This window comes from Rhizobium sp. 007 (assembly GCF_015353075.1).
In the GTDB taxonomy this organism is placed as follows: domain Bacteria; phylum Pseudomonadota; class Alphaproteobacteria; order Rhizobiales; family Rhizobiaceae; genus Rhizobium.
This window is the reverse complement of sequence record NZ_CP064191.1, coordinates 363,319-379,104: the sequence shown is the minus strand read 5'-3', so window position 1 is coordinate 379,104 and position 15,786 is coordinate 363,319. Positions and strand designations below refer to the sequence as shown.

The 15,786-nt window shown below is 60.4% G+C and carries 12 protein-coding genes and 6 pseudogenes; 9 read left to right on the top strand and 9 right to left on the bottom strand.

The genetic code is table 11. From position 1 onward, the window contains the following. Positions 1 to 119 precede the first annotated feature (119 nt). From ISN39_RS35685 to ISN39_RS35670, 5 genes and pseudogenes are all read left to right on the top strand, one after another. Positions 120 to 1,913, top strand: coding sequence for an amino acid adenylation domain-containing protein (locus tag ISN39_RS35685; RefSeq protein ID WP_194732572.1), 1,794 nt, complete (start codon positions 120 to 122; stop codon positions 1,911 to 1,913). Further along, entirely contained in the window at positions 1,910 to 6,286 is a 4,377-nt protein-coding gene (locus ISN39_RS35680; RefSeq protein ID WP_194732571.1) for a non-ribosomal peptide synthetase, read from the top strand. The genes ISN39_RS35685 and ISN39_RS35680 overlap by 4 nt, the downstream gene beginning before the upstream one ends. Before the next feature lie 58 nt (positions 6,287 to 6,344). Then, positions 6,345 to 6,876, top strand: a pseudogene (locus tag ISN39_RS37540) (ISL3 family transposase); the annotation flags it as partial. 399 nt (positions 6,877 to 7,275) lie between these two features. Continuing rightward, positions 7,276 to 7,668: a hypothetical protein gene (locus ISN39_RS35675; RefSeq protein WP_194732570.1), complete on the top strand. Its 393-nt coding sequence runs from the start codon at positions 7,276 to 7,278 to the stop codon at positions 7,666 to 7,668. A 317-nt stretch (positions 7,669 to 7,985) separates the two neighbouring features. Next, positions 7,986 to 8,267 (top strand): integration host factor subunit beta, encoded by a 282-nt coding sequence (locus tag ISN39_RS35670; RefSeq protein WP_194732569.1) that lies wholly within the window; start codon positions 7,986 to 7,988, stop codon positions 8,265 to 8,267. 359 nt (positions 8,268 to 8,626) lie between these two features. Here the strand turns inward: ISN39_RS35670 and ISN39_RS35665 are convergent, their stop codons facing one another. Further along, positions 8,627 to 8,926 carry a hypothetical protein gene (locus ISN39_RS35665; RefSeq protein ID WP_194732568.1) on the bottom strand — a complete coding sequence of 100 codons (300 nt, stop codon included), beginning with the start codon at positions 8,924 to 8,926 and terminating at the stop codon, positions 8,627 to 8,629. Here ISN39_RS35665 and ISN39_RS35660 point away from each other — a divergent pair. Then, positions 8,858 to 9,040: pseudogene (locus tag ISN39_RS35660) on the top strand (helix-turn-helix transcriptional regulator); the annotation flags it as partial. The gene ISN39_RS35665 and the pseudogene ISN39_RS35660 overlap by 69 nt on opposite strands. Before the next feature lie 386 nt (positions 9,041 to 9,426). On the opposite strand, the gene ISN39_RS35655 reads toward ISN39_RS35660, so the two are convergent. The 3 genes from ISN39_RS35655 to ISN39_RS35645 are packed head-to-tail and all read right to left on the bottom strand — an operon-like array spanning position 9,427 to position 10,398. Next, on the bottom strand, positions 9,427 to 9,720 hold the full coding sequence (locus ISN39_RS35655) for an addiction module antidote protein (protein ID WP_194732646.1): 294 nt from the start codon (positions 9,718 to 9,720) through the stop codon (positions 9,427 to 9,429). Next, positions 9,713 to 10,018, bottom strand: a complete 306-nt coding sequence (locus tag ISN39_RS35650) for a type II toxin-antitoxin system RelE/ParE family toxin (RefSeq protein WP_194732567.1) — start codon at positions 10,016 to 10,018, stop codon at positions 9,713 to 9,715. Before ISN39_RS35650 ends, ISN39_RS35655 begins: the two co-directional genes overlap by 8 nt. 20 nt (positions 10,019 to 10,038) lie before the next feature. Next, positions 10,039 to 10,398: a hypothetical protein gene (locus ISN39_RS35645; RefSeq protein WP_194732566.1), complete on the bottom strand. Its 360-nt coding sequence runs from the start codon at positions 10,396 to 10,398 to the stop codon at positions 10,039 to 10,041. Positions 10,399 to 10,659: 261 nt separating this feature from the next. Between ISN39_RS35645 and dapB the strand changes: the two are divergent. After that, positions 10,660 to 11,337, top strand: a pseudogene (dapB, locus tag ISN39_RS35640) (4-hydroxy-tetrahydrodipicolinate reductase); the annotation flags it as partial. An 88-nt stretch (positions 11,338 to 11,425) separates the two neighbouring features. Here the strand turns inward: dapB and ISN39_RS37825 are convergent. From ISN39_RS37825 to ISN39_RS35625, 4 genes and pseudogenes are all read right to left on the bottom strand, one after another. Further along, complete coding sequence (locus ISN39_RS37825) at positions 11,426 to 11,566, bottom strand: exopolysaccharide biosynthesis protein (protein ID WP_281438362.1); 141 nt, start codon at positions 11,564 to 11,566, stop codon at positions 11,426 to 11,428. Next, the gene (locus ISN39_RS37820; protein WP_281438361.1) at positions 11,539 to 11,763 is read right to left on the bottom strand and encodes an exopolysaccharide biosynthesis protein; all 225 of its coding nucleotides are present in this window, start codon (positions 11,761 to 11,763) and stop codon (positions 11,539 to 11,541) included. The genes ISN39_RS37825 and ISN39_RS37820 overlap by 28 nt, the downstream gene beginning before the upstream one ends. A 357-nt stretch (positions 11,764 to 12,120) precedes the next feature. Then, positions 12,121 to 13,094 (bottom strand): annotated as a pseudogene (locus ISN39_RS35630) (TerC family protein). A 245-nt stretch (positions 13,095 to 13,339) separates the two neighbouring features. Then, a complete protein-coding gene (locus ISN39_RS35625; RefSeq protein ID WP_194732565.1) occupies positions 13,340 to 13,792 on the bottom strand; it encodes an SgcJ/EcaC family oxidoreductase in 453 nt (150 codons plus the stop codon). Between the two features lie 108 nt (positions 13,793 to 13,900). Between ISN39_RS35625 and ISN39_RS37815 the strand changes: the two are divergent. Together ISN39_RS37815 and ISN39_RS35615 are read left to right on the top strand one after the other, a co-directional pair. Beyond that, a pseudogene (locus ISN39_RS37815) lies at positions 13,901 to 14,210 on the top strand (sugar ABC transporter ATP-binding protein); the annotation flags it as partial. Positions 14,211 to 14,395: 185 nt separating this feature from the next. Then, the gene (locus ISN39_RS35615; RefSeq protein ID WP_194732563.1) at positions 14,396 to 15,421 is read left to right on the top strand and encodes an acyltransferase family protein; all 1,026 of its coding nucleotides are present in this window, start codon (positions 14,396 to 14,398) and stop codon (positions 15,419 to 15,421) included. 30 nt (positions 15,422 to 15,451) lie between these two features. Here the strand turns inward: ISN39_RS35615 and ISN39_RS35610 are convergent. Further along, positions 15,452 to 15,715: pseudogene (locus tag ISN39_RS35610) on the bottom strand (glycerol kinase); the annotation flags it as partial. Positions 15,716 to 15,786 lie beyond the last annotated feature (71 nt).

The following is a 15,786-nucleotide window of genomic DNA, read 5'->3' as shown; positions in this document are numbered from 1 at the left end:
CGCTGGCGCAACGCTGCAGCGGGGTGCGGCGCCGGCGCCGCTGTTCAGCGCGCTGTTGAACTACCGTCACAACACGCCGGCGGTCGCCTGCGAAGCGGAGATGGGCTGTCCGGCGTGGAATGGCTGGGCGGGAGGAACGCACCAACTATCCGCTGACCCTGTCGGTGGAGGATTTTGGCGAGGCGCTCGGCCTGACGGCGCAGGTGGTGGAGCCCGTGTCTGCGGATCGGGTCTGCGGCTACATGCAGCAGGTGCTCGAGCATTTGGCGGAGGCGCTGGAGCATGCCCCCAATAGGCCGGTGCGCGAGCTCGACATCCTGCCGGCCGACGAACGCACCTATCTGCTGGAGGATCTGAACCGGACGGCGGCGACCTATCCGTCGGAGCGGTGCATCCACGAGCTGTTCGAGGCGCAGGAGCAAAAGGCGCCGGAGGCGGTGGCGGTGGTCCATGAGGACGAGCGCCTGAGCTATGGCGAGCTCAACGCGCGGGCCAACCGTCTTGCCCATCACCTGATCGGGCTTGGTGTCAAGCCGGACGACCGTGTGGCCATCTGCCTGGAGCGCAGCCCGGCGATGGTGGTGGGTCTTTTGGCGATCCTCAAGGCGGGCGGCGCCTATGTTCCGCTGGATCCCGCCTATCCGTCGGCGCGGCTGCGGCAGGTGCTCGAGGATGCCGCACCGCACCTGCTGCTTTGCGATGCGGCCGGCCGCGCAGCACTCGGCCCGGAGGCGACGGCCGATCTGACGGTGGTCGATCTGGAGACGGCGCCCCCGGCCTGGGCCGAACTGCCGGCCTCGAACCCGGACCCGAGCGCCCTTGGCCTGACCTCACGCCATCTCGCCTATGTCATCTACACCTCAGGCTCCACCGGGACCCCAAAGGGCGTCATGGTCGAGCATCGGGGCACCGTGAACCTGCTGCATTGGAGCAGCGACGTGTTTGCGGAGTCAGAGATCAGCCGCACGCTGTTTTCTACCTCGATCAGTTTTGATCTGTCCGTCTATGAGTGCTTCGTGCCGCTGTCGCAAGGAGGCACACTTTATCTTGTCGAGGATGCGCTGGCGCTGGCGCAGACGTCCTTGGATGTCTCCTTGATCAACACGGTCCCCTCGGCGATCGCCGCTCTGGTCGACAAGCAAGCCGTGCCGGCTTCGACACGCGTCATCAATTCATGCGGTGAGCGGCTGAAGGCAGATCTGATCGAGAGGGTCTTCGAGTGCAGTGGCGCAGAGAAGATCTGTAATCTGTACGCTCCTTCGGAAACGACGACGTACTCGACCTGGATTTGCATGCCGAGGGGAGAGGCTGTCGTTGAGACGATCGGCCGCCCGATTGCCAACACGCGGGTGTATCTGCTGGACGGTCATGGTGCGCCCGTGCCGTTCGGGGCGGTGGGGGAGCTTTACATTGGCGGGGCGGGCGTTGCGCGTGGCTACCTGAACCGCCCCGAGCTGACGGCGGAGCGGTTCCTGGCCGATCCGTTCAGCGATGAGGCAGGGGCGCGGATGTACCGGACCGGCGACCTGGCGCGCTATCTGCCGGACGGCAATCTGGAGTTCCTCGGCCGCAACGACGACCAGGTGAAGATCCGCGGCTTCCGTCGAGCCGAGAGATCGCCGCACGGCTTTGCGAGCACGCCGGGTGCGCGAGGCGGTGGTGGTGCACGCCAGGATACCACCGGCGACAAGCACCTTGTCGCCTATGTCGTGTGTGGACCCGAGGCCGGATCGGACGACGAGATGGAGGCGGGCTGGCCGGCGCCTTGCGGGCGCATCTGGGCGGGCGGCTGCCGGACTACATGGTGCCGTCGGCGTTCGTGCGGCTCGGCGCTGCCCTTGACGGCGAACGGCAAGCTCGACCGCAAGGGACTGCCGGCGCCGGAGGACGACGCCTATGCGCGCGCGCTATGAGGCGCCGCAGGCGGGATCGAGACGGCGCTGGCCGCGATCTGGGCCGAGCTTCTCGGTGTCGAGCGGTCGGACGCCACGACCACTTCTTCGAACTCGGCGGCCACTCGCTCCTGGCGGTGCAGCTGATGGAGCGGCTGCGGCGGCTGTCGCTCGGGGTGGAGGTGCGCACCCTGTTCGCCAGGCCGGTGCTGGCCGATCTTGCCGCCAGCCTTGGCAGCCATCACGAGGTGGCGGTGCCTGCCAACCTGATCACCGAGCAGAGTACGGCGATTACGCCGCAGATGCTGCCGCTCGCCGAATTGGCCCAGCCGGAGATCGACCGGATCGTCGCCACGGTTCCCGGCGGCGTCGGCAACATCCAGGACATTTATGGCCTGTCGCCGCTGCAGGACGGCATCCTGTTCCATCATCTGCTGGCCAGCCGGGGCGATCCATATTTGCTGGTCTCGCAGATGGCGTTTGCCGAGCGTGGCCTGCTTGACCGCTATCTTGCTGCGGTTCAGCAGGTGGTGGATCGGCACGACATCCTGCGCACCGCCTTTGTCTGGGAGGGGCTGTCGAGCCCGGCCCAGGTGGTGTGGCGTAAAGCGCCGCTGCAGGTGAGCGAGGTCGAGCTGAATGACTGTGACGGTTCCGGCGCCGATGAGCTCCGGCGCCGGTTTGATCCACGCCGGCAGCGCATCGACCTTGGCCGGGCGCCGCTGTTGCGGTTTGTGATCGCGCGCGAGCCCGGCAGCGGGCGCTGGCTGCTGTTGGAGCTGCAGCACCATCTGATCGGGGATCACACGACGCTGGAAGTGATGCATGCCGAGGTGCGAGCCGTGCTGGACGGGCGCGCACATGAGCCGGCAGCACCGCAGCCATTCCGCAATCTGGTGGCGCAGGCGCGGCTGGGGGTTGATGCCAAGGCGCATGAAGAGTTCTTCCAGGAACAGTTGGCTGACATCGACGCGCCGACGACGCCGTTTGGGCTGAGCGAGGTCTATGGTGATGGCATCGGGTCTCACGAGGCGCGGCGGATGTTGCCGCAGGCGCTGCACGACCGGCTGCGCAGCCAGGCACGACGGCTCGGGGTGAGCCTTGCGAGCCTTTGCCATCTGGCCTGGGGGCATGTGGTGGCGCGTGCAAGCGGCCGTGAGCAGGTGGTGTTCGGCACGGTGCTGTTTGGCCGCATGCATGGCGGTGCTGGCGCCGACCGGGCGATGGGCCTGTTCATGAACACCCTGCCATTGCGTCTGGATCTGGACGGGACGGGGGTCGAGGAGAGCGTGCGGACCACCCATGCGCGGCTTTCCGAGCTGCTGGCGCACGAGCATGCCTCGCTGGCGCTGGCGCAACGCTGCAGCGGGGTTGCGGCGCCGGCGCCGCTGTTCAGCGCGCTGTTGAACTACCGTCACAACACGCCGGCGGTCGCCTGCGAAGCGGAGGATGGGCTGTCCGGCGTGGAATGGCTGGGCGGGGAGGAACGCACCAACTATCCGCTGACCCTGTCGGTGGAGGATTTTGGCGAGGCGCTCGGCCTGACGGCGCAGGTGGTGGAGCCCGTGTCTGCGGATCGGGTCTGCGGCTACATGCAGCAGGTGCTCGAGCATTTGGCGGAGGCGCTGGAGCATGCCCCCAATAGGCCGGTGCGCGAGCTCGACATCCTGCCGGCCGACGAACGCACCTATCTGCTGGAGGATCTGAACCGGACGGCGGCGACCTATCCGTCGGAGCGGTGCATCCACGAGCTGTTCGAGGCGCAGGAGCAAAAGGCGCCGGAGGCGGTGGCGGTGGTCCATGAGGACGAGCGCCTGAGCTATGGCGAGCTCAACGCGCGGGCCAACCGTCTTGCCCATCACCTGATCGGGCTTGGTGTCAAGCCGGACGACCGTGTGGCCATCTGCCTTGAGCGCAGCCCGTCGATGGTGGTGGGGCTGCTGGCGATCCTCAAGGCGGGCGGCGCCTATCTGCCGCTCGACCCGGCCTATCCGTGCGCGCGGCTGCGGCAGGTGCTTGACGATGCCGCACCGCGGCTGCTGCTTTGCGATGCCGCCGGCCGCGCCGCGCTCGGCCCGGAGGCGCTTGTCGATCTGACGGTGGTCGATCTGGAGACGGCGACCCCGGCCTGGGCCGAACTGCCGGCCTCGAACCCGGACCCGAACGCCCTTGGCCTGACCTCGCGCCATCTCGCCTATGTCATCTACACCTCAGGCTCCACCGGAACCCCAAAAGGCGTCATGGTCGAGCATCGGAGCCTGGTAAACTATTTGCATTGGTCAGATCGCCGCCATTACGAAGGAGCCGGCAACGGCTCGCTGATGCTGCTGTCGTTCAGCTTCGATGCCGGCATTACGACCTTGTTCGGGCCTCTGCTGGCAGGCGCCAGGCTTCGTCTTGTCAACCCAATTGCCCAAATAGATGCGCTTGCCGCTGTCGAGGAGGATCAAACCTATGATCTGGTCAAGCTGACGCCTTCGCATCTAGGCATGCTGAACAAGCGGCTTGAAGCCTACAAAGGACCGGCTCCGACAAGAGCACTCATGGTCGGGGGCGAGGCCTTAATTCCGGCAGACATGCAGTTTTGGCAAGAGCGTTTTCCGAGCGTGCGTCTGATCAATCAATTTGGACCGACAGAAGCAACAGTCGGATGTGCCACATTCGAGATCGCCCAATCTGTCGAGGACATGGCCTCGATCCCGATCGGCCGCCCGATTGCCAACACGCGGGTGTATCTGCTGGACGGTCATGGTGCGCCCGTGCCGTTCGGGGCGGTGGGGGAGCTTTACATTGGCGGGGCGGGCGTTGCGCGTGGCTACCTGAACCGCCCCGAGCTGACGGCGGAGCGGTTCCTGGCCGATCCGTTCAGCGATGAGGCAGGGGCGCGGATGTACCGGACCGGCGACCTGGCGCGCTATCTGCCGGACGGCAATCTGGAGTTCCTCGGCCGCAACGACGACCAGGTGAAGATCCGCGGCTTCCGTATCGAGCCAGGAGAGATCGCCGCGCGGCTTTGCGAGCACGACCGGGTGCGCGAGGCGGTGGTGGTGGCACGCGAGGATACCACCGGCGACAAGCACCTTGTCGCCTATGTCGTGTGTGGACCCGAGGCCGGATCGGACGACGAGGATGGAGGCGGGCTGGCCGGCGCCTTGCGGGCGCATCTGGGCGGGCGGCTGCCGGACTACATGGTGCCGTCGGCATTCGTGCGGCTTGCGGCGCTGCCCTTGACGGCGAACGGCAAGCTCGACCGCAAGGGGCTGCCTGCGCCGGAGGACGACGCCTATGCGCGGGCGGCCTATGAGGCGCCGCAAGGCGGGATCGAGACGGCGCTGGCCGCGATCTGGGCCGAGCTTCTCGGTGTCGAGCGCGTCGGACGCCACGACCACTTCTTCGAACTCGGCGGCCACTCGCTCCTGGCGGTGCGGTTGCTCAGCCGAGCGCTAAATCTTGGAATGAAGTTTAATGCCGCCGATCTCTTCCAAGCTCCTGTTCTGGAGCAACTTGCATCGAGGGTTGAGTTGGACCCGCAACGTCATACTGCTGGAGTGCTGCCCGTTCGGGCGACGGGATCTCAACCGCCACTCTTCTTTGTTCCGACAGGTTACGGAGATTATTCGTATGTCCTCACTTTGGCAAAAGAAATGGACGTAGACTGCCCTATCTATGCTCTGCCATGGCCGTCTTTCAATGAAGTTTGTCAACCAACTCTCGATGCGATCGCCGCGGAGGTAATCCTCGCAATTAGAGAGATTCAGCCGCAGGGCCCGTATCGCTTCGCTGGTTACTCCTCAGGGGCAATCTTGGCTTATGCGCTAGCCAAACACTTGCTAAGTCGCGGGGAAGCTGTCTCATTTATGGCGTTCATCGATGTCACGTTACCTGCAAATCCATCGAGCAGGTCGGATGCCCAATTAGCATTAGAGATGATCTTCGAGCCTCTCGAGTCTTTAGATGATGAGCGGTTCGAAGTGTTGGAGAAATTTGCTGGACAAAGTTCAGTTGCTCAGTTGTTTGAAAAGGCGCAGCAAATCGGGGCGATACCTCCGGATCGTGACATCCGCAATGACGTTCTGATGTCTGAAAGAGTCGCTCAATTTCACAGGGCACTGCGATCGTATCGAGTTCCAGCCCTACCAATTGAGATACATCAGTTTTATGCAGCTGATCCTTTCCCCAGTCGTCGTGTGCAGGGCAAGAGCTCGATCGGCCCAGAGGCAAAATCACTCATGCGTGGCTGGGACCGAATTTTGGGTCCGGCGGCCATTCATGCAGTTTCAGTTCCAGGCAATCACGAAACGATGATGAGCAACCCAGAAAACCGCCAAGTTCTGGCACGCATGTTATCGAGAGCCTTGAACAGTTCGCCGACAACACCCGCCGAGGAGAGGTGACGATCGCCCTTAACCCGCCCAACTCTTACCTCCTATCAACTTGCGTTCTCCTTAGCTTCGGCGTAAGATACGCCGCGCTCATCGACAGTCACCGCAGATGGTGTTCGATAAGGTGCAAGCGTTAAGCAAGGAAGGTCTCTCCTGCTTGGAGACCGCACGGGCGCACTGGCTACCGGCGGTGCAGCATCGCGAAATGGCTAACTTTCGAGAATCACCCGACCAACGCAGGGCGGCGCCGAGACCGACGTCGCCCCTATATTTCGAGGTCTTTCTCAGCCAGTGCTGGAAAGATGGCAATCGCTGCGGGCGTCATCTTTTCCACGATATCAAACAACGCGGCTATTCGGGCAGTTTCTCGAATCTCGAAAGACTTCTCTCAAGTTGACGTCGCGCCGAGAGGTCGGAGAAGGACAATGGCTGGCCGGCTCCGATCGTTTCCCATCAACAACTCCGCGATACCATCCCGATACGGGATCCGGTCACTGGATATGTAATTTCGCCGGTCATCGCAGCGAGCCTCTGCATAAAGCCACGTGGTCTCCTAACGATCAATCAGGCGAAAAAGGTTAATTGCCCTGAAGCAGGGATCACCTGAGTTTGCCCTCATGCGTAGCCGTGGCCGCCTACCAGGCAATGCGCGGTGTTGCATTCATGACCGCGGTCACCTTCGTGATCGAAATCGGCGATGTCAGGCGCTTTGCCTTGGGAGCAAGCCCGCTTTCGTTAGAGGGCAGGACGGGTCATGGGTCGGGAGGAAGGAAAAACGGAAGGTTCGGCGACTTGGCGCAGAAAGCCGTTTTTGTTGACGAGCGACAGCGCTTGCGCGCTTGCCCATTGGCGCGACCGGCGCTCTATCGTAAGAGCGGAAATGTTATAGCTTGAAATGTGCATCCGCTTTTCGGATGCTCTGTCCAGACGAGAACCGGCCATGGCCGGTTCACCATTTTTAGCCTAAGGGCGAGTGGCCCAACCTTTGGAAGGATCCCAATATGACGACGCTGCGATTTGAAAATTCCAGTACCAACGGCAATCTGTCCGCATTGATTGACGTACTCCAGGCTCCAGGCACAAAGAAGCTGACGTTTTTCGCCTCCGCGACATCAAGCGACGACGAGAGACTGCCCGAAGGGACAACAAACCTTCCGGTGTTGTCGGCGCTAGCGGAATGCGTGGTGCCCGGTCTGGGCAATTTGGAGATTGTCTATGATGGCAATTTTCTCAACGCCCAACGCACTCAGCGAGCCTCCGAGATTGGCGTGCTGCTCGACGCGGCAGTGAACGGCAACCAGATCTTCTACGGGTCCGATCGTGCGCCTTTCACATCGAAGCTGTCGGCCGAAGAAGCGGCCGAGACATTGAAGAAAATACCGTCTTTTGCCTGACTGCAGAAACAAAGAGCGACTATTGGTCAAAACTGTCGAGCTTGAATTACGGTTTTTGGAACGAGTAACCGCCCTCCGCTCCGAGTCGTCAGCGCTACGCTCCACGGGCGGAACCAAATACGTTGGCGCACCATAGAGCTCCTAAGAAGTCCTGCTACATTAAGCGAATGATGAAACCGCCTCCAACTTAAAGTACGTGCTCCGGACACACCGTCTCTCCAGGCTACAAAACGATGTTAACGCCCGGCTGTAATGAGGCCAAGTCGATTTCACCGAAATTGCAACGACACACCTTTTACTGATGGCAAAGGCAGAAAATGATCAGATCTGAACTTGTCCATATTATCGCGTCGCGAAATCCTCACCTGTATCACAGCGACGTGGAGCGGATCGTTGATACGGTGCTTGAAGAAATTACCGCGACTCTAGAGCAAGGCGGCAGGGTCGAGCTTCGCGGCTTCGGGATTTTTTCCGTCCGGCATCGGCCGTCGCGATCGGGGCGAAACCCGATGAATGGCCAGGCCGTCTTCGTCGAGGAAAAATGGGTGCCTTTCTTTAAGGCCGGAAAGGACATGCAAGATCGCTTGAATTCTGAGTGAGGATAGCTCAACGGAAGAAGACCGTCGGGATGCCGTGCGCACTCAGGTGAACTGAGGAGCGGGATTGAATCGGTCATTCTTCGTTGGCGCGGCGGGAGCCGACTTTGTGCCTTGCATAGCTTCAGGCGACTATGAATGTGCCGTCGCCTTTGTCGGCTCAACGCAAGGAAGTCCCATGAACACAATCACAATTCCGCAAGTCGCCATGATGATCATTGGCGTGTCCTCTCATTCATTATCAAAATGAGATCGATGATTTCTGTCGGCGTCATTTCTGACGGCGACGGGAAGGGGCCGCGCCGCTAGCCGGTTGCGGGCTTAGGGAGGCCGAAGGGGGCTCCCCCTCGTAATGGCTGAGCTTATTCGATGATCACTATCACTTCGTGATCGGTGACAACGGCTTCAAACCCCATCTTGAAGAGGGTAAGCAAATTTTGCCTGTTCATGGGAGCGATGACAATCTTCTCTATCGGCATAGGCACCCAGTCGACTTCGTGTTGACGCAAAATATCTTGTCGCAGCGTCACCACGTCGTTTTTCGCCGCCTTGAATGTGTCGAAGATGTCGAATCCGGTAGATAGGAAGGGACAATTCATGGAAGAAGAAAGCGCAAACCGGACGCGATCGACATCAAGGTCGGCGCAAGGATTCGATTGCAACGACGGGCCGTCGGGATGAGCCAGTCGGCGCTTGGCGCTGCCCTTGGAATTTCATTCCAGCAGATACAGAAGTACGAAAAAGGAACCAACCGCGTCGGCGCCAGCCGCTTGCAGTGATCGTTGGCGACAGAATCGGCATTAGGAGCGCGTCACATTGACAAGAAATTGAACTACCAAAGGTAAGCAGTCGCACGTTTGCCCCTCGTGCGCCCAGTTCCGGTAGGGGCGAAACGACACCCGAAAGCTATTTTCCGCAGTCTCAATTAGATCAAAGGCGCAGCGGGATCAGCGCCGAACAGCAGCCACCAGCAATCATCGGTCCAAGGTCCGTCATCAGTGGTGACAATCTCGACCGCGCGAAGCTCGGCCAGGTCAAGGCTCGCCTCCGTGCCGTTCGGCTCGATAACGGAAATCTTGGCGCCCTCGATGCGAACGCGCCACCACGGCTTGGACCGTGGCGCGAAAATCTTGTTTAGCCAACTACCCGACCGAACAGATAATCAGGCCGCGACATGATGCTTTGTGGCGAGCTGGAAGCCCAAGGCCTTCATAACGGCCAGCGTCGTTCCGAGCGTCGGATTTCCATCCTCGCTGAGCGACTTATAGAGGTGTTCGCGAGCAAGGCCGGTTTCGCGGGCAATCTTGCTCATGCCCTTCGCGCGGGCAACGACGCCAAGGGCGGAGGCGATAAACTTTGCGTCGCCGGTCTCCATGGCTTCCGTCAGGAACGCCTCGATTGCCTCGTCGGAATCGAGCATATCGGCAACGTCGAAATCCATGATCTTTTCAGCCATCATCTTCACTCCACTCAGCGGCCAGTTGCTTTGCCGTCTGGATATCGGTTCCTTGTGTTCTCTTGTCCCCGCCGCACAAAAGGACGACGATGACATTGCCCCGCTGCTGGAAATAGACGCGATAGCCGGGGCCGTAGTGAATGCGTAGTTCGCTGATGCCCTCGCCAACGGGGGCGACATCGCCGGGATTTCCCATTTCCAGACGGTGAAGGCGCATAGCGATCGCCGCTTTGGCCTTGCCGTCCTTCAATTTGCGGTGCCACTTCTGAAAGGTGGCGGTTTGCTTCAGCTCTATCATGGCTACATGTAAGTTATAAATCACACCCTGTCAAGGAGAGCCTTAGCTGATAAACCCGAACCGTTCCCAAATGGTCGGCTTTCCTGACCGGATTCCTTGACCAGCGCCATGATAGCAGCCCGGTCAAGCCTGGTGATTTCATAGCCCTGCGCCCGCGCGGCCTCGATGAGGCTTTGCAGGCTCGGAAATTCCTCAAGGCCGGTGCCAAGCCAGATTTCCAGTTCGTCGGTTTCAGGTCGGGAAATCGGGTCCGAAAGAAGGTCCGCATCGGACCGGCGAAACCGATAATCGCGGTTTCGTCGCTGCGCACGTTGCTCTGCAATGTGATGGTGTGGCGGCTCATGATCCCTCCTCAAGTCCGGGTTGCTGAATAGCGGCATAGTCCGCTTTATTGCTTGTCGCGGCTCGTTTTGAAGATGTAGCCGTCCTGTCATTGGCCATGATAACTTGCCTTTTGGCCGAAACCACCCTTTTTGCCAAGGTAAATTACCCTTGGCGCTCGAAGGCTGTCCCTCGGTGCTTTTCTGGATCGAGCCATTGCGGCCGGGCTGAAGTGTTGCAAAAGTCTTCGCTCTGCGACGTTGCAAATCTATGGCGCAGAAGCGTCGTTTTAATTGGGATTTTCGCGACAAGGAGATGATTTGACGTCACCCATCAAAATTGCCGTTGCTGGCGCTCGGGGTCATCTGGGCCCGTGCTGTCATCTCGATTCTCGCCACCGACCGAGCTTTCATGCATGTCGGCAGCGTCGGGCGCAGCGGCGGCATAGGCGACGGGTTGATCGATCGTGCAGCAGCGATTAAGGCGGCGGACGTGATTTTAGATTTTTCGACGGAGCGCCGCCGCAGAGTTGGCCGGGTTATGCGCGGACAAGGGCGGGTCAGCCTTGGTGATCGGGGCAACAGTGTTCGAGCCGGAGGACGTCGCCCGCATCGGCGAGGCTGCGCGCGAGGTTCCAATCGTGCGCTCCGGCAATTTCTCAATCGGCGTGAATATGCTGGTCGGGCTTGTCGCCCAAGTCGCGCACGTTCCCGGCCGAGAATTGGGACATAGAAGTTCTGGAAGCTCATCATAGGAGGAAGATCTACGCACCTTCCGGCACCACATTGATGCTAGGCGAAGCCGCTGCACACGGCCGGCGCGTTTCGCTCGCGTCCGTCGAGCAGCGGGGCCGTGACGGCATCACAGGCGAACGCCCTACCGGAGAAATCGGCTTTTCGGTTTTGCGGGGCGGCGGCATCGTCGGGGAGCACAGCGTCATGTTCGCAGCCGCTGAAGAAATCGTGACGCTTTCTCACTCGGCGCTCGATCGTGGCATAGGAAGACCGGTATGCCGAGCAGGGTCTGCACGGCGGGGCCTGTGTATCCTGAGCCGGTCGGTCCGCATGACCTTCTCCACTCTGGCAATCATCGGAAGCTAATGCCGTATGATAAGATCGAGCGTTGCCGGCGAAACTGACGGTTTCTGACTATGGCCGGTAGCCAGAGGTTTCGGGAGCCGAAGATGATCTGCAGCGAGATCAAAGCAAGGGCCGTGCCGAACACCATCCCGAACGGGCCGGGATAGGAGTTAGGGCCGGGATCGCCAGAAACAGCACCGTGAAGGCGATACCCGTCGACCCCATGACCTCCAGAGCCTCACCGATGGAGAGGCCGCCTTTTTTCCGGGCAAGCTCCAGCATCTCTCTGAGCCGCGCGGTTGCCACACCCCGCGACGGCTCCATGGTCTCGTCTGGTTCAGACATGTCGTGCAATCCGTTTCGGCCGAATCTGTCGTTACACGCGCTCGCCGCTGTTTCCGTTTAGGACGCGGACGAGGGCTGCGCATTGCGGGTCCCGGCTATCCAGGAGATCGGCCAGCGCGGTGCGCCCGATAGCGGCATTAACGATGGCGCCTGCCGTCCAGCCGTAGTCGCCGGCCCGCTCGATCAGCAGCGGGCCCCGATCTCCACGGGCAGCTTCGCGCCCTCGACCTGCTCCTGTATCTGCGCCTGGAGCGGATCGAAGATGACGAAGGCAAAAAGCCAACCGACAATATCCGGAAATCATATCTGTTTCCTTTGTGTTCTGGTGCTAACGCAGTTCTGCCCAATGGGTTGCGGCTACGCGGACTGCCGATCGCGGGTCTTGAGGTGGCTCCAGATCACCCCGGCAGCAATGATCGCGAAGGTGATGCCAAGCGAAAGCGCAGCCGGAAACCTTTCCAGCCCTAAAAGATCGGCGGCAAAGATCTTAGAACCGACGAAGGACGACGGCGAGCGCGGGCTTCAGATACTGGAAGCGATGGATCATCGCCGCGAGCGCGAAATAGAGGGCGCGAAGGCCGAGGATGGCGAAGATGTTGGAGGTGTAGTCGATGAAGGGATCGGTGGTCATCGCGAAAATCGCAGGCACCGAATCCACGGCGAAGATGACATCCGCCACCTCGATCATCACCAGCGCCATGAAGAGCGGCGTGATGAACAAGGCCAGCTTTCCGGTCTTCGGATGCGCCTGCCGCACGAAGAAGCGTTCGCCGTGATGCTCGTCGGTTACGTTGAAGCTGTTGCGCATGAAGCGGACGAGCCCGTTCTTGGCGACGTCGGGCTCAGACTCCTTGATGACGAGCATCTTGATGCCGGTTACTATCAGGAAGGCGGCGAAGAGATAGAGAATCCAGGCGACCGGCGACCAGCGTCGCGCCGACGCCGATCATGATCGCGCGCAGCACGATGACACCAAGAATGCCCCAGAAAAGCACCCGGTGCTGGTAGATGCGCGGGACCGCGAAAAAGGAGAAGATCAGGGCGATGACGAAGACATTATCCAGCGCCAGCGTTTTTTCCACGATGAAGCCCGTCATATAGGAAAGCCCTGCTTCGGAGCCCAGATGCCACCACACCCAGCCGCCAAACGCGATACCCAACACGATATATCGGGTGGAAAGCTTCACGCTTTCCCGGACGCCGATCTCCTTGTTCTGCTTATCGAGAATACCGAGGTCGAATGACAAAATGGCGATGACGAGGACAAAAAAGCTCGACCACATCCAGACCGGCGTTCCCAGCCACTCGACGAACAAAAAAGAGAGATCCAAAGACAATCCCCTGCCGGCACTGGTTGTCGGAAAAACGGTCCGACATCGCAAGAGTGCCAAAGCTCTCGCCAGAGGGCCCGGACCAAGCGGGTTATACCCCACATGGGGTCTCATTTTTGGATGGTCAAGTCGCGGCCGATGCTTATTTTCTCTGACCGCTTTGACCTAAACGCGAAGACGTTGCCACTTCTGCGCAAAGAAATTGGGGAGCCGCCGGAAAGGCCCGGCGCTCCCGTTGAAGTGGCTTAACCCGCGTGCTTTTCAGGCATAGCGGACGAGTGATGCGACGAGATCAGCCACTTGCCGCCCTTGAACTCATAAGTGAAGGTGTAGCGCGCCGGAACCTTGCTGCCGTCCTTCAAGGTGAAGGTGTAGATGCCTGTGTCGAGCGCTTCGTTGCAGCCGAGCTTGATCGTGCGGCTCTCGATCTCGCCGTGCGGATGGTTCTTCAGGAAGCTCACGAAGTAGTCCCGGCGCTCCTCTTGGGTCAGTCGCGGCTTGTTCGACAGGGTTGGCAGGAGGACGGCGTCGGAAGCATAGTTTTCGACGACCTTTTCGGGCTCCAGCGTCGCCAGCGAGGTGTTCCAGCGATCAAACAGCTGCTCCACCAAAGGCTTGGTGATCGGCGCGCATTCCTCTGCGAGAGCGGGCGTCGCCAGCAGGGCAAACACTGAAGCGGCAAGTAGATGTCTTTTCATATCAATCTCCATCGAATGAAATTATCTCTCCGGCGACTCACGTGCCGGCCTGCCAAAGATGGTTTGCCGCTGTCTGCAGCGCGTCTGCCGGATGGCTGCAATCGCAAGACCATGATCTATGTGACGCACGACCAGATCGAGGCTATGACACTAGCCGACAAGATCGTGGTCATGAACAAGGGAACGATCGAGCAGATCGGTTCGCCCATGGAACTCTACCTGCGCCCCGCGAACACGTTCGTCGCCCACTTCATCGGCTCTCCGCAGATGAACCTCTTTCCCGGTAAGGTTGGCGTGAGCGACGCGAGCTTTGTCGGGATCAGACCATTCTGACATCAGTGTGACTGACGGCCCTATCCGAGGTGCCGTCAGTCACGTGGAGCATCTCGGCACGGACACCAACATCTACGTCGATGCTTTTGCGGGACGAGGGCCCTCATGATTCACTCCTGTACTGATTAGAACGAATTGTACCTATCAGTACAGAATTAGCAAGTGGCCCTGCTGCATTCCATCCCCTGAAGAGATTGGCGATATGCCCACGTTTTTGACGCATTTCGTCTATTTGTTTCCTGCTGCAGTGCACGGTTAAGAGAGGGAACCATGAGGCAGGAAAAGACCCGCATCGATTGGCTCGACATCGCCAAGGGAATGTCGATCATCCTCGTGGTCATCTACCACACGCTCCTCTACCACGACTTCCACGAGATTGCACCGGACCTTTATGCCCGCATCAGCGGCATCATGACGCCGATCCGGATGCCGCTGTTTTTCACCGTCTCCGGCTTTCTTGCGGCATCGGCCGTACGGGCGCCCTGGCGCGACTTCCTGCGCCGGAAGATCTGGCTGCTCATCTATCTCTTCGCCGTCTGGAGCACCGCGCGCTGGCTGTTCTTCCGCTATATCCAGACCAATGCCCTGGTACCGGCCGAAGGCAGCAATCCCTACCAGCTGATCGAGATGTGGTGGGCGCCCAATACAGGCATCTGGTTCATCTGGGCACTGGCGATCTTCATGGTCGCCACGAAGCTTCTTTCTTCCGCCCATCATGCGACGACGATCGCGATCGCCGCCATGGTCTCGATTCTAACTTTCGGCGAGCATCTGCAGATCGATCTCTTTACCCATCGCAATGTGCTGCAGTATTTTGTCTTCTTCCTCTTCGGTTGCTGGTACGGAAAATCCGTGGTCGGCACGATCACGCAGCGCCCGCTTCTGATGGCATTCGGCGGCTTCCTGCTGTTTGCGGCACTCTATCTGTTGCGCTGGCGGCTACAGGCCATCGAGAAAGGCAGTTGGGCGCTGCTCTCTTCCATCGCCGGTCTGGCGTGGCTTTGCGGAACCGCCGTACTGATGTCGCGGCTGCAGCCAGTTCGGCACGCTTTCGCCTATTTCGGGCGTAACACGCTTCCGGTCTATGTGACGCACGTCATGATTGTTTCGCTGCTGGTGGCGGCGATCGCAACGCTGGTGAAGGCGCACGCGGCAAGCGGCTATGTGACCGCGCCTCTTGTCGTGATCGTCGCGATCGGCCTGTCGCTCGCCATCAAGGCAGTTGCCGATCGCAGCGGCGCCGGCTGGCTCTACGTTCCCCCCGCAAGGCGCAAGCGGCAAGCGATTGCCGCTTGAAGCGGGCGATAGCCTGCGCCAAAACAAACGCTAAAGTTCGCTCAGCGTCCGCTTCACAGCATTGCGCCATCCCTTGACCTTGGCGGCCCGCGTCTTCTCATCCATGTCCGGCTCGAAGCGCCGGTCGCGTTTCCACGTGGCGGAGAAGGTCTTGCGGTCGGGCCACACACCTGCCCTGCTCCCGGCAAGCCAGGCAGCACCGAGGGCGGTGGTTTCGAGGATAACCGGGCGATCGACGGGAGCTTCGAGCAAGTCTGCCAGCCGCTGCATCGTCCAGTCGGAGGCGACCATGCCGGCAACCTCCGCCAGTTCATTCCTGGAAAGACCTAGACTTAGACTAGTGCCGTCCGCGCGGCTTTCACGAT

What these genes read in the sequence shown, in the direction of transcription:
- ISN39_RS35685 (WP_194732572.1), top strand. Translation starts at nt 120, where the DNA reads ATGGCTGGGCGGGAGGAACGCACCAACTATCCGCTGACCCTGTCGGTG.
- ISN39_RS35680 (WP_194732571.1), top strand. Translation starts at nt 1,910, where the DNA reads ATGAGGCGCCGCAGGCGGGATCGAGACGGCGCTGGCCGCGATCTGGGC.
- ISN39_RS35675 (WP_194732570.1), top strand. Translation starts at nt 7,276, where the DNA reads ATGACGACGCTGCGATTTGAAAATTCCAGTACCAACGGCAATCTGTCC.
- ISN39_RS35670 (WP_194732569.1), top strand. Translation starts at nt 7,986, where the DNA reads ATGATCAGATCTGAACTTGTCCATATTATCGCGTCGCGAAATCCTCAC.
- ISN39_RS35655 (WP_194732646.1), bottom strand. Translation starts at nt 9,720, where the DNA reads ATGGCTGAAAAGATCATGGATTTCGACGTTGCCGATATGCTCGATTCC.
- ISN39_RS35650 (WP_194732567.1), bottom strand. Translation starts at nt 10,018, where the DNA reads ATGATAGAGCTGAAGCAAACCGCCACCTTTCAGAAGTGGCACCGCAAA.
- ISN39_RS35645 (WP_194732566.1), bottom strand. Translation starts at nt 10,398, where the DNA reads ATGCCGCTATTCAGCAACCCGGACTTGAGGAGGGATCATGAGCCGCCA.
- ISN39_RS37825 (WP_281438362.1), bottom strand. Translation starts at nt 11,566, where the DNA reads ATGGTGTTCGGCACGGCCCTTGCTTTGATCTCGCTGCAGATCATCTTC.
- ISN39_RS37820 (WP_281438361.1), bottom strand. Translation starts at nt 11,763, where the DNA reads ATGTCTGAACCAGACGAGACCATGGAGCCGTCGCGGGGTGTGGCAACC.
- ISN39_RS35625 (WP_194732565.1), bottom strand. Translation starts at nt 13,792, where the DNA reads ATGAAAAGACATCTACTTGCCGCTTCAGTGTTTGCCCTGCTGGCGACG.
- ISN39_RS35615 (WP_194732563.1), top strand. Translation starts at nt 14,396, where the DNA reads ATGAGGCAGGAAAAGACCCGCATCGATTGGCTCGACATCGCCAAGGGA.